This is a genomic window from Streptomyces sp. WAC05374, from assembly GCF_004353505.1.
Taxonomy (GTDB): Bacteria; Actinomycetota; Actinomycetes; order Streptomycetales; family Streptomycetaceae; genus Streptomyces.
In genome coordinates, this window is record NZ_SMNQ01000002.1 from 167,521 (window position 1) to 182,301 (window position 14,781).

The 14,781-nt window shown below is 74.8% G+C and carries 13 protein-coding genes; 5 read left to right on the forward strand and 8 right to left on the reverse strand.

From position 1 onward, the window contains the following. Positions 1-77: 77 nt before the first annotated feature. On the forward strand, positions 78-986 hold the full coding sequence (locus E2B92_RS05780; protein ID WP_126887052.1) for a pseudouridine-5'-phosphate glycosidase: 909 nt from the start codon (positions 78-80) through the stop codon (positions 984-986). Further along, a complete protein-coding gene (locus tag E2B92_RS05785; protein ID WP_126887051.1) occupies positions 983-1,879 on the forward strand; it encodes a carbohydrate kinase family protein in 897 nt (298 codons plus the stop codon). The genes E2B92_RS05780 and E2B92_RS05785 overlap by 4 nt, the downstream gene beginning before the upstream one ends. A 71-nt stretch (positions 1,880-1,950) precedes the next feature. Here E2B92_RS05785 and E2B92_RS05790 read toward each other — a convergent pair whose 3' ends face one another. Further along, the gene (locus tag E2B92_RS05790) at positions 1,951-2,592 is read right to left on the reverse strand and encodes a uridine kinase (protein WP_133087408.1); all 642 of its coding nucleotides are present in this window, start codon (positions 2,590-2,592) and stop codon (positions 1,951-1,953) included. A gap of 269 nt (positions 2,593-2,861) precedes the next feature. Next, positions 2,862-3,542, reverse strand: a complete 681-nt coding sequence (locus E2B92_RS05795; RefSeq protein WP_126888332.1) for a winged helix-turn-helix transcriptional regulator — start codon at positions 3,540-3,542, stop codon at positions 2,862-2,864. A gap of 85 nt (positions 3,543-3,627) precedes the next feature. On the opposite strand from E2B92_RS05795, the gene E2B92_RS05800 reads away from it, so the two are divergent. Then, positions 3,628-4,839 carry a pyridoxal phosphate-dependent aminotransferase gene (locus E2B92_RS05800; RefSeq protein WP_126888331.1) on the forward strand — a complete coding sequence of 404 codons (1,212 nt, stop codon included), beginning with the start codon at positions 3,628-3,630 and terminating at the stop codon, positions 4,837-4,839. A gap of 391 nt (positions 4,840-5,230) precedes the next feature. On the opposite strand, the gene E2B92_RS05805 is transcribed toward E2B92_RS05800, so the two are convergent. Continuing rightward, on the reverse strand, positions 5,231-5,968 hold the full coding sequence (locus E2B92_RS05805; protein WP_126888330.1) for a DUF7873 family protein: 738 nt from the start codon (positions 5,966-5,968) through the stop codon (positions 5,231-5,233). A 58-nt stretch (positions 5,969-6,026) separates the two neighbouring features. Between E2B92_RS05805 and E2B92_RS05810 the strand changes: the two genes are divergently transcribed. Together E2B92_RS05810 and E2B92_RS05815 are read left to right on the forward strand one after the other, a co-directional pair. After that, the gene (locus E2B92_RS05810) at positions 6,027-6,473 is read left to right on the forward strand and encodes a hypothetical protein (protein ID WP_126888329.1); all 447 of its coding nucleotides are present in this window, start codon (positions 6,027-6,029) and stop codon (positions 6,471-6,473) included. Between the two features lies 1 nt (position 6,474). Continuing rightward, the gene (locus tag E2B92_RS05815) at positions 6,475-7,143 is read left to right on the forward strand and encodes a DUF2293 domain-containing protein (RefSeq protein WP_126888328.1); all 669 of its coding nucleotides are present in this window, start codon (positions 6,475-6,477) and stop codon (positions 7,141-7,143) included. Between the two features lie 48 nt (positions 7,144-7,191). Here the strand turns inward: E2B92_RS05815 and E2B92_RS05820 are convergent, their stop codons facing one another. The 5 genes from E2B92_RS05820 to E2B92_RS05840 all read right to left on the reverse strand — a co-directional run bounded on the left by E2B92_RS05820 (position 7,192) and on the right by E2B92_RS05840 (position 14,758). Next, entirely contained in the window at positions 7,192-7,959 is a 768-nt protein-coding gene (locus tag E2B92_RS05820; protein ID WP_327437485.1) for a chaplin, read from the reverse strand. Between the two features lie 341 nt (positions 7,960-8,300). Beyond that, entirely contained in the window at positions 8,301-9,863 is a 1,563-nt protein-coding gene (locus E2B92_RS05825) for an SWIM zinc finger family protein (protein WP_235023706.1), read from the reverse strand. Further along, on the reverse strand, positions 9,860-12,712 hold the full coding sequence (locus E2B92_RS05830; protein WP_126888326.1) for a DEAD/DEAH box helicase: 2,853 nt from the start codon (positions 12,710-12,712) through the stop codon (positions 9,860-9,862). Before E2B92_RS05830 ends, E2B92_RS05825 begins: the two co-directional genes overlap by 4 nt. A gap of 81 nt (positions 12,713-12,793) precedes the next feature. Further along, on the reverse strand, positions 12,794-14,251 hold the full coding sequence (locus E2B92_RS05835) for a carboxylesterase/lipase family protein (RefSeq protein ID WP_126888325.1): 1,458 nt from the start codon (positions 14,249-14,251) through the stop codon (positions 12,794-12,796). An 81-nt stretch (positions 14,252-14,332) separates the two neighbouring features. Then, the gene (locus E2B92_RS05840) at positions 14,333-14,758 is read right to left on the reverse strand and encodes a DoxX family protein (RefSeq protein ID WP_133087409.1); all 426 of its coding nucleotides are present in this window, start codon (positions 14,756-14,758) and stop codon (positions 14,333-14,335) included. Between the last annotated feature and the right edge of the window lie 23 nt (positions 14,759-14,781).

Here is a 14,781-nt window from a genome sequence, read left to right on the forward strand (position 1 = left end):
GGGGGCCCGTGGGGGGCCTGCGACACAGGTGACCGTTCGGACGTTTGCGCGGGGTTCCGTCGCGCCAGGGATGGGACATGCCGGAGACCACAGTGACGCTGTCGGAAGAGGTACGGGAGGCGATGGCCGCGCACCGGCCGGTCGTCGCCCTGGAGTCGACGATCATCGCCCATGGCCTGCCCCGGCCACGGAACCTGGCCGTGGCGGAGGAGTTGGAGGCGCTCGTACGGGCCGGCGGGGCCGTACCGGCCACGGTCGCCGTGCTGGACGGCGTGGCGCGGGTGGGGCTGGACAAGGAGCAACTGGAGCGGGTCGCGTCCGGTCCGGGCGTACGGAAGCTGGGCCACCGTGACCTGGCGCCCGCCGTGGCGTCGGGGGCGAGCGGTGCGACGACGGTGTCGGCCACCGCGTTCCTGGCGGCGAGGGCGGGCATCCGGGTCTTCGCGACCGGTGGCCTCGGCGGCGTCCACCGTGAATGGGCGCAGACCCAGGACGAGTCGGCGGACCTGCGGCTGCTGGCCCGTACCCGGATCGCCGTGGTGTGCGCGGGGGTCAAGTCCATCCTGGACGTGCCCGCGACGCTCCAGCGGCTGGAGACGCTGGGCGTCGGCGTCCTCGGGTACGGGACGGAGCACTTCCCCGGCTTCTACCTGGCGTCCTCCGGCGAGCCGGTCGACTGGACGGTGCGGTCGCCGGAGGAGGTCGCGGCGGTGATGCGGGCGCAGGAGGCGCTGGGCGGTCCGGAGGCGGCGCTGATCGTCGCCAACCCGGTGCCCGAGGAGGAGCAGTTGGACCCGGCCCTGCACGACCGGGTGCTGGCGCGGGCGCTGGACGAGTGCCGGGAGCGGGGGATCACCGGGCAGGGCGTGACGCCGTTCCTGCTGGAGTACCTGATGCGGCACACCGACGGGGCGTCCCTGGAGGCCAACCTGGCCGCGGTGCGCGGCAACGTGCGGTTGGCGGCGCGCATCGCGGCCGCGCTGTGAGCGGTGCGCTGCTCGTGGTCGGGGACGTGGTCACGGACGTGGTGGCCCGGCACGCCGCCCCGCTCGCGCCGGCCACCGACACGGCCGCGCGCATCCGGACGCTGCCGGGCGGGGCGGGGGCGAACGTGGCGTGCTGGGCGGCGCGTTCGGGCTGCGCGGACGTGCGGATACTGGCGCGGGTGGGCACCGACCGGGCGGCCTGGCACGAGGAGCGGCTGCGGCACGCGGGGGTCCGGCCGCTGCTGGTGCGGGACCCGGACGCGCCCACCGCGACGGTGGTGGCGCTGGTCGACGCGGCCGCCGAGCGGACGTTCCTCACGGACAGCGGGGCGGCGCTCCGGCTCGGGGTTGGCGACTGGTCGCCAACCCTGCTGGACGGGGTGTCCCACCTGCACGTCTCCGGGTATCTCTTGTTTGCCGGGTCCAGCCGCGAGACGGCGCGGCTGGCCCTGGCGACAGCCCGGGAGCGGGGCGTTCCGGTGAGCGTGGACCCCGCGTCGGCGGGCTTCGTCTCGGAGCTGGGCGTGGCGCCCTTCCTCACGGCGGTGGAGGGCGTGGACGTGTTCCTGCCCAATGCCGACGAGGCGGCGCTGCTGACGGGTCTCGCCGACCCCGCCGCCGCGGCCGCCGCACTGAGCCGCCGCTTCCCCCTCGTCGCGGTGACCCTCGGCTCGTCGGGCGCTCTGGTAGCGGTCTCGGGGCGGGTCGTCTCCCGGGTGGCGGCCCCCGCGGTACGGGCGGTCGACTCGACCGGCGCGGGCGACGCGTTCACCGGCGCGTTCCTGGCGGCCCGCCTGTCCGGCGCGGACCCCACGGCGGCCGCGGAGGCCGGCTGCCGCGCCGGCGCCACGGCGGTCACATTCGTGGGCGGACGCCCGGCGGTACGGGGGTGAGGCTTGCGGCTGGCGGTACGGGGTGGGGTGGGTGGCCGGCGGTACGGGGGGGAGGCGGGCGGCCCGCGGGGTCACCGGGGCCGGGGCAGGCCGGTCCAGGCGGGGTGGCGGGGGTCGTCGGCGCGTACGACGACGTCGGCGGTGTCCGAGGGGGTGACCTCGGCCTCGTACCGCTCGAAGGCCGGCAGCGTCCACGGCTCCTCCGTGCGGCGGGCCAGCGCCCCGGGCGACAGCCGCAGGTGGACCGTCAGGTCGAACGGGAACCAGTGGCCGAGCAGGAACGGCCCGTGCAGGACGAGCACCCCGCCGGGGGGCAGCGTGGCGTACGGCGTGCGCGTCGCCCGGTCCGTGACCGGGTCCCACAGGTCGGGCAGCACCCGCCCGCTCCCGCCCGGTTCCAGTGGCCCGAAGACCTCCCGCCACAGCGCGCCGGTGTCGAACCAGCCGCTGTAGTACGCGTCCGGGTCCTGCTTCCCGTACTCGTACCGCAGCGACGCCGGCCGCAGGAACCCGTCCGTTCCCACCGTCATCACCGCCCGCCCGCGCAGCCGCAGCGCCTCCGCCAGGAGGCCGGCCGGTTCGGCGGGCCTCGACGCGGGCGCCCCGTCGACGCCGATCTTCAGCCACGGCCCGCCGTCGCCCGGGCCGAGCCCGTCCACGTGCGCGGCGAGGGTGTCGGCCAGCCGTTCCCAGGTGATCGGTTCGAGTCGCACGGCTCCATGCTGCACGAGCCGGCCGCGCCACCGGGGACGGGGGCCCGACACGCCCGGCGCCGCCCATGTCCCGGGCGTCGGCCGGTCGTTGGAGGCCGCCCCCTCAGCCGCGGCCACCGGGGCGGCGGCTCCGGTGTGAGCAGGCCCGCCCCGTGCGTCACGCGCGCACCGGGTCCGCCCCCGCGTCACACGCCCGCCGAGTTCGCCCCATGCGTCACGCGCGCACCGGGTCCGCCCCTGCGTCACGCCCGCCGGGCCCGCCCCATGCGTCACGCGCGCACCGGGTCCGCGCCCACGGTCCCGCCGGCTCCGGGCGCGGCGCCCAGCACCGCCTCGATCCGCCCCGCCACGACCTCGATACGCCCCGCCCGCACGCCCTCCCCGAGGGGCAGGTCCCCCCGCGCCACGGCCGCGCACGCCTCCGCGTCCATGCGCAGGACGACGTCCGGTTCCTGGGTGGCGGGGCCGTCCGCGTACGCCGCACCGCCGCCCGCGCCGCCCACCCGCAGGTGGAACGTCCCCTCCTCCAGACGGACCTCGACGATCCCCGGCCCCGCGGCCGCGGCCTCCAGCGCGTCCAGCAACGGAAGGGCGAACCAGTGCGCCCGCACGGCGTCGGTGGGGCCGGGCGTGCCGAGCGCCGGGGCGCCCCAGGCCGCCAGGGCGCGGAGCACCGGCAGCAGGTCCCGGGCCCGGTCGGTCGGCTCGTACACGTACGCCGACGCGGGCGGCGGCAGGCGGCGCCGTGTGACGAGGTCGTCGCGCTCCATGTCCTTGAGCCGCGAGGCGAGCATGTCCGTGCTGACGCCGGGGAGATCGGCGTGCAGGTCGGTGTACCGGCGCGGACCCGCGAGCAGTTCGCGGACGATCAGCAGCGTCCAGCGGTCCCCGACGGCGTCGAGGGCACGGGCGGCGGCGCAGTACTGGTCGTAGCTTCGTCGACGTGGCATGCGACGCAGTCTAGACAATTTGTTGGACTTTCCAAGCTCGTACTTGGTAAAACCAAGCAACACCACTTCTGGGAGGTCGTCGCGCATGGAGTTCCGGCAGTCGAGCAAGCTGACCGACGTCTGCTACGAGATCCGCGGCCCGGTGATAGAACAGGCCAACGCCCTGGAGGAGGCCGGCCACAGCGTCCTGCGCCTGAACACCGGCAATCCGGCGCTCTTCGGCTTCGAGGCGCCCGAGGAGATCGTCCAGGACATGATCCGGATGCTCCCGCGCGCCCACGGCTACACGGACTCCCGGGGCGTCCTCTCCGCCCGCCGCGCCGTCGCCCAGCGCTACCAGGCCATCGGCCTCACGGATGTGCACGTCGACGACGTCTTCCTCGGCAACGGCGTCTCCGAGCTCATCTCCATGGCCGTCCAGGCTCTCCTGGAGGACGGCGACGAAGTACTCGTCCCCGCGCCCGACTACCCCCTGTGGACCGCCGTGACGACCCTGGCCGGCGGCCGGCCCGTGCACTACCTGTGCGACGAGTCCGCCGACTGGTACCCGGACCTGGACGACATGGCGGCGAAGATCACCGACCGCACCAGGGCCGTCGTGATCATCAACCCCAACAACCCCACCGGCGCGGTCTACCCGCGCGAGATCGTCGAGGGCATCCTCGACCTGGCCCGGCGCCACCAGCTCATGGTCTTCGCCGACGAGATCTACGACCAGATCCTGTACGACGACGCCGTGCACCACACCGCCGCCGCCCTCGCCCCCGACCTGGTCGTCCTGACCTTCTCCGGCCTGTCCAAGACGTACCGCGTGGCCGGCTTCCGCTCCGGCTGGATGGTCGTCACCGGCCCCAAGCAGCACGCGCGCAACTACCTGGAGGGGCTCACCATGCTCGCCTCCATGCGCCTGTGCCCCAACGCGCCGGCCCAGTACGCCATCCAGGCCGCCCTCGGCGGCCGCCAGTCCATCCGCGAACTGACCGCCCCCGGCGGCCGCCTCCACGAGCAGCGCGACAGGGCGTGGGAGAAGCTCAACGAGATCCCCGGCGTCTCCTGCGTCAAGCCCAAGGGCGCGCTGTACGCGTTCCCGCGCCTCGATCCGAAGGTGCACCGCATCCACGACGACGAGAAGTTCGTCCTCGACCTGCTGCTGCGCGAGAAGATCCAGGTCGTCCAGGGCACCGGCTTCAACTGGCCCCGCCCCGACCACTTCCGCATCCTCACCCTCCCCCACGCCGACGATCTCGACGCGGCGATCAGCCGGATCGGCCGGTTCCTGAGCGGGTACCGCCAGTAGCCGCGGAGAAGCGGGTACCGCCGTTGCCGGGAAAAGGAGCGGGCCCGGGGGCGTAGCCGGCCCCCGAGCCCTGTGGATACCGCTCACATCACACGCCGGCACAGTTGTGCCCGGGTCAGTCGTTATGTCGCCGCGTCCTGCCTTTAGACGACCGCACATCGAGCTGCGCGGGCCGGAGTCGAACCGGCATTTCGACGCACCGGGGCCCGGGCCCGGTCGGTGTCGGCGATGAGCGGCGAATGCTGAGTCTGGAGCAAGAGTCTGAGATTGAGGGCGGCGCCTTACCGGAACCGCTCCATCACGACAAGCTTCAGCTTCAGCTTTGCGCTCCTCGCGCACCCCGGCCCTACGGTGCGTACGGCCGGGGAGTCTTCTGTGTGCCGCGCCCCGGCTACCCGAACAGGTAGCCGAACACGGCGTCGCCGACACGCTGGTCGGTGACCTCGGCGCTGTTGGCCTCCTCGCGGGCGAACTTCACGGCCTGCTGGAGCTTGTCCACCCGCTCCAGCAGTTCGTTGACGCGCCGCGCGGGCAGCGCGCCGGAGAACTTGACCGTGGTCCAGTAGCCGACCGGGACGTCCTCGTAGTACACCTCGACCTGCGCCGGGTGCTTGTCGGTCGCCTCCGCCTTCACGTGGTTGCGCGGCACCTTCTTCGTCCGCACCGTCCGTACCGGCTCGGTCTTCCACGCGTCGGTCGACGGGTCCTGGCTCCACGACTCGGCCGCGTCCAGCACCGGCAGCTTGCGGATGAAACCGGCGATGTCCGTCAACTGCTTCTCCAGGAAGAGGAGATACGCGACGGGAACCTGGCTGACGATCACGCGCCCGTCCACGGTGACGTCCGCACGCGCCGCGCAGTTCGCCCAGTCCTTGGTGGCGGTGACGTCGAACAGCCTCGTCAGCGTCTTCGCCGTGTCCCGCAGCACGTCCTCGGCCTTGATCTGCACCAGGGTGGACTCGGGCGGCAACTGCTCACCCTCCTCGTCCTTCGGCTGGTACGTCCGGGAGATGCCCGCGAGCAGCGCCGGCTTCGCGAGCCCGTGGTGCGCCGCGGTCAGGTCCTGCTGGGCCTTCGCCTTGACGCCCTTCTCAACGGCGATGATCTGATTGAGTCTTGTCGTTGCCACGGGGGAATTCAATCAGCACCGGTGTGCTCGGATCGAACGATTTTAGGAGTACGCAGCGATGGAGACGGCGCTCATAGCCGTGATCGGCACACTGCTCGGCGCGGTCGTCACCCACTTCTTCCAGGGCCGGGCGGCGCAGCGCACCGCGGCCCTGACGCGCGCCGAACAGCTCCGCCAGGAGCGGATCTCGACGTACAGCGCGTTCGCCGACGCGGTCGTCGAGTACCGGCAGGCGCAGAACGCCCGCTGGTACCGGCGCAACGGTTCGCACGCCGAGGAGACGCGCCTGGAGTCGTACGACCGCCGCGCCGCCGCCCGGCAGGCGCTGGTGCGGGTGCAGCTCGTGTGCGACGACCCGGCGACCGTGGAGCTGGCCCGCAGGACCTTCGAGGTGACGCACTGCATGCACGAGGCGAGGGACGAGGGGGAGCGGGAACGCCGCTCGGACGAGGCCGTGGCGGCGCTGGCCGCGTTCATCGAGGCCGCCGCCCCCGGCGTGCGCTGACATGGCGGCCCCGGTGGTGCCGGCTCCGCTCGTGGTGATCGAGCCGCTCAAGCGGCGGCACTGCGCGGAGTGCCGGGTCGGGCCGCTGGCCCGGCTGGTCCTGGAGTTCCACGCCCCGCTCTGCCTGGACTGCGCGGACCTCGGCCACCTCGTCTACCTGCCGCGCGGCGACGCGGCGCTCACCCGGCGGGCCAGGGAGGCGAGCGGCCTGTGGGCGGTGGTCGTACGCCACAACCGGCGGCGCACCCGGTACGAGCGCCAGGGCATCCTCGTGGAGGAGGCCGCCCTGGCGCGGGCGGAGACGGCGTGCCTGGCCGACGCGGAGGCACGGGCCCGCCGCCGCGCCCGGGACGCGGTGCGCCGCGCCGCCGAGGACGAGCGGTTCAGGGCCGCCCTGGCGGCGGAGGTCCTGCGGCTGTTCCCCGGCTGTCCCCCGGAGCGCGCGGCCGAGATCGCCGGGCACGCCGGGGAGCGTGGGAGCGGGCGCGTGGGCCGTACGGCGGCGGGGCGTGCGCTGGACGCGGGCGCGGTCACGGCGGCGGTGCGGGCGTCGGTGCGGCACCTCGACACCGAGTACGACGCCCTGTTGATGCGCGGTGTCCCCCGCCGCCAGGCGCGTCATCGTGTGGCACCGGTCATCGAGTCGGTGCTGGCCGCCTGGCGGCGGTGACTCCGGGGCGGCCCGGTGCTCGGGGCGACCGGCCGCCTCCGGGAGGCGTTACACGCGGTCGGACGTGGGGCGGAAGCGGCGGTAGAGCAGGCCACCGCCGATCATCAGACCCATGGCGGCGGGCACGCCCATGCCGATGAGGCCGGCGCCGGCGCCCGTCTCGGCCAGCGACGTCGAGCTGGTCTGGGGCAGCGGCGCGGACGGGGCGCGGTCGGCCGGGGCGGGCACCGGGGCGGCGGGCTCGTCGTGCTCGGGCGGCGCGACGGGCTCGTTCGGCTTCTGCGGCTTCGACGGCTTGTCCGGCGTGGCGGGCGGCTTGCTGCCCCCATTGCTGGACGCGTTGCCGAAGGCCGGGTTGAGGATGCCGACCAGGCTGACGGAATTGCCGCTGACATTGACCGGCAGGTCGATGGGAAGCTGAATGCCGTTGCCCGAGATCACGCCGGGCGACTTCACGGCGGCGCCGTCCGCCGAGGCGCCGCCGCCACCGCTGCCGTGCTTTCCGCCGCTCTTGCCGTCGTGCTTTCCGTCGTGCTTCCCGTTCTTGCTTCCGTGGCCGCCGTGATCGTCGCGCGGCGTGCCCGGGCGGTCCTTGTGGTGGTGACCGCCGTCCTTGTTCTCGCACCTGTTGCCGGCCGCGGGGTTGAGCACGCCGACCACATTGACCGTGTTCCCGCAGACGTTGACCGGGACGTCCACCGGGAGCTGCACGGTGTTGCCGGAGATCAGCCCCGGCGAACCGGCCGTGACGCCCTTCGCGTCGGAGTCCGCGTGCGCATAACCCGCCGCCATAGCGAGCGCGCCACCCGTGGCCACCAGTGTGACCAGACCATTTCGGCGAGTGTGCCTCATGGCTTCCTGCCTTCCGGAGACTTTCACGGGCACCCGCCCGCACCGGAATTAACGCGTTACAGCCAAGGGGGGTTATGACGCATCCGCCATTCACTCCATCGAGTGGCGCCTCATTCGAACCCTCACAGGCCCTTTACCGGGCGTCCCCCTGACCGTCGGCCGGCGCCGCCAACTCGGCCTCCGGCCGTCCGTCTTGACGCCCGTCTGCCCCGGCGCCAGGAGGCACTGACGCCGGTTCGCCCTGGCGCCCGGAGGCGCCGGTTCGCCCGGAGGTACGCGCGCCGCGCACCGGGGCAGCGTACCGATCAGCGCTCCAGCAGGTCGGTGAGCGCTCCGACCGGGTCCGCGTCCGGGGTGCCCCTGGGCCACCAGTCCTCGCGGTCGGGGTCGGATTCGTACCCGTACCACAGCCCGTCGCGGCCGTAACGCAGTTGCAGGGAGCGGGTGGAGAGGCGGTTGCGCCAGGGGCGGAAGTGCGGGAGGTCGGCGGCGATCAGGGCCGGGCGGGCACGGTCGAACGGGCCGGCCGGCGGGTCCCAGGGCTCCTCCAGGACGGCGAGCCCGGCCTGTCCGCCCTGGCGCCAGGCGGCGACGGCGCGGGCCAGGTCCGCGGGCGTGCGGTTCAGGGCGGCGGCCAGGTCCCGGTACAGGGCGCGGGTGGAGGCGGTCAGGCCGGAGCCCGGGTGGGCGGCCGCGAGGCGGACGGCGTCCTGCCAGGGGGTGAGGGCGGCGACCGGGTCGTGCCCCGTGGTCAGGAAGGTGTGCGCCCGGGCGGCCGCCTCGGTGGCCAGCATCTCGAGGGCCAGCGGGTCCGGGGCGTCCGGGTCCTCGGGGTAGAGGGGCGGGCGGCCGGGCCGGTCCGGGGCCGGCAACGGGTGCGGCAGGGGCGCGGCGGGCGGCGAGGAGACGGCGGCGCGGGCGGGCACGGTGGGCATGGGCGGCGGCGCGGCGGTGGTCTCGGCCGCTTCGTGGGCGGCGTTGCGCCGGCCGAGCGCCGCGAGGATCTCCTGCTCTCCCCGGCCGCGCATCAGGAACAGGACGAACGGGTCCTCGTCGAGGAGCCGCGCCGCCTGGTAGCACAGGGCCGCCGCGTGCTTGCACGGGTAGCCGTGGTCGGGGCAGGAGCAGTCGGGGATCAGGTCGCCGGGGCCGGGCAGCAGGTCCACCGCCGCCGCCAGGGCGTGCGGCACGTCCTTGTCGAGGAGGGCGGCGATGTGGTCCGGCCGCGCGGCGGCGGCGTCCAGGAACCGCTCCCAGTCGTCGTCGCCGAGGACCCGCAGCCGGATCTCCGTGCGGTACGGGCGGGGACGGCTGCCGTGGACGTACGCCACGATCCGGCCCGGCGTCACGGTGATCGCGTCGACGTGCCCGGTGGCGGCGTACGCCCGCCCGCGCGCGAGGCGCGCCGGGTCCAGGGCGGTGTCCTCCAGCGCCTCCACCCAGGCGTTGCCCCACCAGGTGGCCGCGAACCTCCCGTCCGCGCCCTGTGCGGGCGCAAGCTGCGGGAACGCGCGGCGACGGTCGTCGTGCAGCGGCACGCGCCGCGTGCCGGGGCGGCGCCGGGAGGCGGGGCCGGCCCCGCGCGGGAGGCCGCCCCCCGGGCCTGGACGGCCGGAACCGGAGCCCTGGTGGGAGCCGGGGTACGGAGGGGAGCCCGTGCGCGGGTCCGGGGACGGGTCGGAGCCACCGGGGCGGTCCGGGTCCGGGCCGGGGTGCGGGCGCGGGTCGGAGCCGAGGCGCGGGTCCCGGTGCGGATCGGAGCCGCCGGGGCGGTCCGGGTCCGGGCCGGGGTGCGGGCGCGGGTCGGAGCCGAGGCGCGGGTCCCGGTGCGAATCGGAGCCACCGGGGCGGTCCGGGTGGGGGGTCATGACTGCCTCCTCAGGGAGACGAGGTCGGCCAGTTCGCGGTCGGTCAGCTCGGTGAGTGCGGCCTCACCGGAGCCCAGGACCGCGTCCGCCAGGGCGCGCTTGGCCAGCAGCATCTCGGCGATGCGGTCCTCCACCGTGCCCTCGGCGATCAGCCGGTGGACCTGGACCGGCTGGGTCTGTCCGATGCGGTACGCGCGGTCGGTGGCCTGCTCCTCGACGGCCGGGTTCCACCAGCGGTCGTAGTGCACGACATGCCCGGCCCTGGTGAGGTTGAGCCCGGTGCCCGCGGCCTTGAGGGACAGGACGAACACCGGGACCTCGCCGGACTGGAACCGGTCCACCATGCGCTCCCGCTCCGCCACCGGCGTCCCACCGTGCAGCAGTTGGGAGGGGATGGCGCGGGCCGCCAGGTGCGCGGTGAGGAGCCGCGCCATGGTCACGTACTGGGTGAACAGCAGGACGGAACCCTCCTCGGACAGGATCGTGTCGAGGAGTTCGTCGAGGAGGGCAAGTTTCCCGGAGCGGCCGGCCAGCCGGGCCGGCTCCTCCTTCAGGTACTGGGCGGGGTGGTTGCAGATCTGCTTCAGGGACGTCAGCAGCTTCATCACGAGCCCTCGGCGCGCGATGCCCTCGGCGCCCTCGATCTGCGCCATGGTCTCGCGCACCACCGCCTCGTACAGCGACGCCTGTTCGCGGGTGAGCGGCACGGGGTGGTCGGACTCGGTCTTGGGCGGCAGCTCGGGGACGATGCCCGGGTCGGACTTCTTGCGGCGCAGCAGGAAGGGGCGCACCAGCCGGGCCAGCCGTTCGACCGCCTCGTCGTTCTCGATCTGTTCGGCGTTCTCGACGGCGCGCGCGTGGCGGGAGCGGAACGCCTTGAGCGGGCCGAGGAGCCCCGGGGTGGTCCAGTCGAGCAGGGCCCACAGCTCGGAGAGGTTGTTCTCGACGGGGGTGCCGGTGAGCGCGACGCGCGCGGGCGCGGGGATGGTGCGCAGTGCCCTGGCCGTGGCGGAGAACGGGTTCTTGACGTGCTGGGCCTCGTCGGCGACGACCATTCCCCACTCATGGGCGGCCAGCCGCTCGGCGCTGGTGCGCATGGTGCCGTAGGTGGTCAGGACGAAGCCTCCGTCGAGGCCGTCCAGGGTGCGGTCGGTGCCGTGGAAGCGGCGCACGGGGACGCCGGGGGCGAACCGGGCGATCTCGCGCTGCCAGTTGCCGAGCAGGGACGCCGGGCAGACGACGAGGGTGGGGGCGCGGCGGGCGCGGCGCAGGTGGAGGGCGATGAGGGTGACGGTCTTGCCGAGGCCCATGTCGTCCGCGAGGCAGCCGCCGAGGCCGAGGGACGTCATCTGGTCCAGCCAGGCGAGCCCGCGCAGTTGGTAGTCGCGCAAAGTGGCGTTCAGGCCGGGCGGCGGGGCGACGGTGCCCGCGCCCGCGGTGAGCCGGTCGCGCAGGGCGGCGAGCGCGCCGGTCGGGACGGCCTCGACCGTCTCGCCGTCCACGTCGGCGGTGCCGGTGAGGGCGACCGCGAGCGCGTCGGCCGGCTCCAGCAGGCCCAGCTCCCGCTTGCGCGCCTTGCGCACGAGCGCGGGGTCGACGACCACCCACTGGTCGCGCAGCCGCACGACAGGGCGGTGCGCCTCGGCGAGGGCGTCCATCTCGCGCTCGGTCAGCGGGTCGCCGTCCAGCGCGAGCTGCCAGTTGAACCTCAGCAGTTCCTCGCTGTCGAAGAACGCGGTGCCGTCGGTGGCCGAGCCGGGCGCGGGCCGGACGACGGCGGTGGCGGTGAGGGACCGGGCCAGTTCCCTGGGCCAGTGCACGGTCACGCCGGCCGCGCCGAGCCGGGTCGCGGCGGGGCCGAGCAGTTCGTACAGCTCGTCCTCGGTGAGCGACAGGACGTCGGGGACGTCCCGCTCCAGCAGCCGGGTGAGCGGGGGCCAGACGCGGGCCGCGCGCCGCAGCGCCAGTACGGCGTCGATGCGGGCGCGCGGCCCGAAGTGCTCGGGGCCGTCGCCCGCCCACAGCGCGGCCGCGTCGACGACGAGGGTGGGGTCGGCGAGGCTGTGCACCTGGACCAGCGCGGCGGCGGCCTGCCGCTCCTCGCCGCCCTGGTGGACGGTGTCGAACAGCTCGTACCCGGACAGGTCGAGGCGGAGGGAGACACGGACGCCGGCGTCCATGCCCGCGGCCGTCTCGGCGGCCCAGGCACGCGCGCGTGGCAGGTGCTGCGGCGCGCGGGCCGCGAAGGGCGCCCCGGCGGCGTAGGCGGCGGCCGGTGTGCGGGGCAGGGTGTCGGCGACCGCGTCGAGGAACGCCCGCACCAGCGCCTCCGGCTCCGGAAGCCGGAGCGGGCGAAGGCCGGCGACGGGCACGGCATGGGCCTCGTACGGCATCGCCGCCGCGACCGCCCGCAGGTGGGCGATGTCGTCGGCGTCCAGGGGCCCGGCCCGCCAGGCGTCCCGGTCGTCGGCGGTGAGCCCGGGCAGGAGCCGGCCGCGCCCGGCCAGGTGGAGGGCGTGCAGGGCGGCCGCGCCCCAGCAGGCGGTGGCCGGGTGGGCGGCCGGGTCGTGCCGCGCGGCGACCAGCACGGGCAGGGCGTCGGCGACGGGCACCAGCACCGCCGGGACGGTCCGGCTCCTGACGCCCGCCCCGTGCGCCCGCACCACCGTGATCGTGCCGCCGTCGGCGTCGCCCTGCCGGGCGGGGCCCGCGGCACCCGGGGACGGATCGTGCGCCGGGCCCGGGGGCAGGGGGCGGCCGTCCGGCGACCAGAAGGCGACGCGGCCCTCGCGGGGCAGCGCGGCCGGGAGGAAGACGGCGGCACAGGTGTGCAGCGGGACCTGTCCCATGGCCGGTCGCCTCCCCTCACGCTGGTCGTGTCGTGGATCTACGACCTTACGGCGAGGGTCTGACAATCGGCCCGAGCGCGGTCAGCGCACGCCCTCCCACAGGGCGCGCTCCGCCCCTCGCGGGTCGTCCACCACGCCCGGGCGGGCATCGTCGAAGATCATGGTGGCCCGGCGGTGGAGGTCGTACGCGGCCCAGCCCGGGTCGCCCGTCGTCGCGAACGCCACCCACGCCCCGTGCATCGCGTCCGCCACGGACTGCGCCGGGTCGTCGCCGATCACCGGGGCGTGTGCCGGGTCGTCGAGCAGGTCGAAGACGTAGGCCAGCTCGCCGCCGTGGCAGGCGCCGAGCCGGCCGTCGAAGGCGGAGGAGCGCCGGGCGAACTCGTACATGTACGACCCCGGCACCGACTCGGCCAGCCGGATGGCCGGTATCCGGTAGAACCAGTCGGTCACCATGGCGTCGAAGACCTCCCCCGGCACGGCGCCGGGCCGCGCGTCCCGGTAGACGGGCAGGGCCTTGTCCGGGTCCAGGCCGTAGGCCTCGGCGGTGGCGCGCAGTTTCGCCTCCGGCAGGCGGTGCAGCCGCTCGGTGGGGACGAGGAAGAGCCGGTACTCCTCGCGGTTGCTGCCGATCAGGAGGTCGACGCCGCAGTCGGGCCCCGGGAGCGCAGGGCCCTCGATGACCGGCTCGAAGGGCATGGCGTTGAGTGCCGCCTCGCCCCATACGGCGGGGTCGGGGCGGGAGCCGATCTCCTTGCGCAGTTCGGCCTGCGCGGTGACGAGCCGGTCGAGCGGTACGGCGGCGAAGGCGTCGGCCGTCGGCGCGATCGCGAGCTTCTCGGCGAGGCGGGCGGTGATCCGGCGGGCCGACGCGGGGCGGAGGAAGTGGTGCGCCGCCCCGCTCTGGAGGATGGCGCGGTGGAACAGGCCGCGCGCCCGCGCCTGGGACAGCAGGACGCCGATGCTGATCGCGCCGGCCGACTCGCCGAAGAGGGTGATCCGGTCGGGGTCGCCACCGAAAGCGGCGATGTTGTCGCGTATCCACTCCAGCGCCGCCATCTGGTCCAGCAGGCCCCGGTTGTCCGGGACGCCGTCGAGATGCAGGAAACCGTCCGCGCCCAGGCGGTAGTTGAGCGACACGAACACCACGCCGTCCCGGGCGAAGGCGCTGCCGTCGTACGCGGACGAGGACGCCGCCCCGTTGGTGAAGGCGCCGCCGTGGAGCCACACCATGACGGGCAGCCGGGCGCCGGGCCCGGGCGAGGGCGTCCACACGTTGAGGTTGAGGTGGTCCTCGCCCGGAATCGTCACCTCCGGGATGAGCGCGTCGAACGGCGGGGCGTAGGGCGCCTTGGGCGGGGTGGGGCCGTGTGCCGTCGCGTCCCGGGTGCCGCTCCACGCGGCCGGCTCGGCCGGCGGCCGGAAGCGGAGGGCGCCGAACGGCGGTGCGGCGTACGGGATGCCGAGGAAGGAGGCGGTCCCGTCGGCCGAGACGGTGCCGCGTACCGCGCCCTGCCTGGTCCTGCACACCGGTCGCATCGGGGTCCTTTCGTCGTGGTGACTCACTCGTACCGTTCCGTCCGGCGCGGCGCAAAGGCCCTCCTCCGCCGTGCTCGCGGCTCACCGTGCGGCGCGGAGCAACTCCAGGAGGCGGGCGGTGTGGTGGCGGCGGTGCCGTGCGACGACGGCCAGCAGCAGGGCGAAGATGACCGGTGTGAACCAGTACTCCGCGCCCAGGAAGACCAGTTGCGCCAGGAGCGCGCCGGCCATCAGGCCGATCAGCGCCAGCGCCGACACGCCGGACAGGACGGGGACCACCAGCGCGATGGCCCCGGCCAGTTCCAGCGCGCCCACCAGGTACATGAACCAGTCGCCGAAGCCGATCGTGTCGAACGCCTCCGCCGCCGACGAGTGACCGACGAGCTTCGGGGCGGCGCTCGGTATCGCGAAGAAGAGCGCGAGGACGATCTGGAGCACCCACACCCCGATGTCGGCGCGGCGGCTCAGGACGGGGGTGGTGGTGGCGGGGGCGGCGGGGGCGGTCATGTCGGTCTCCTCCTGGGGGCGTT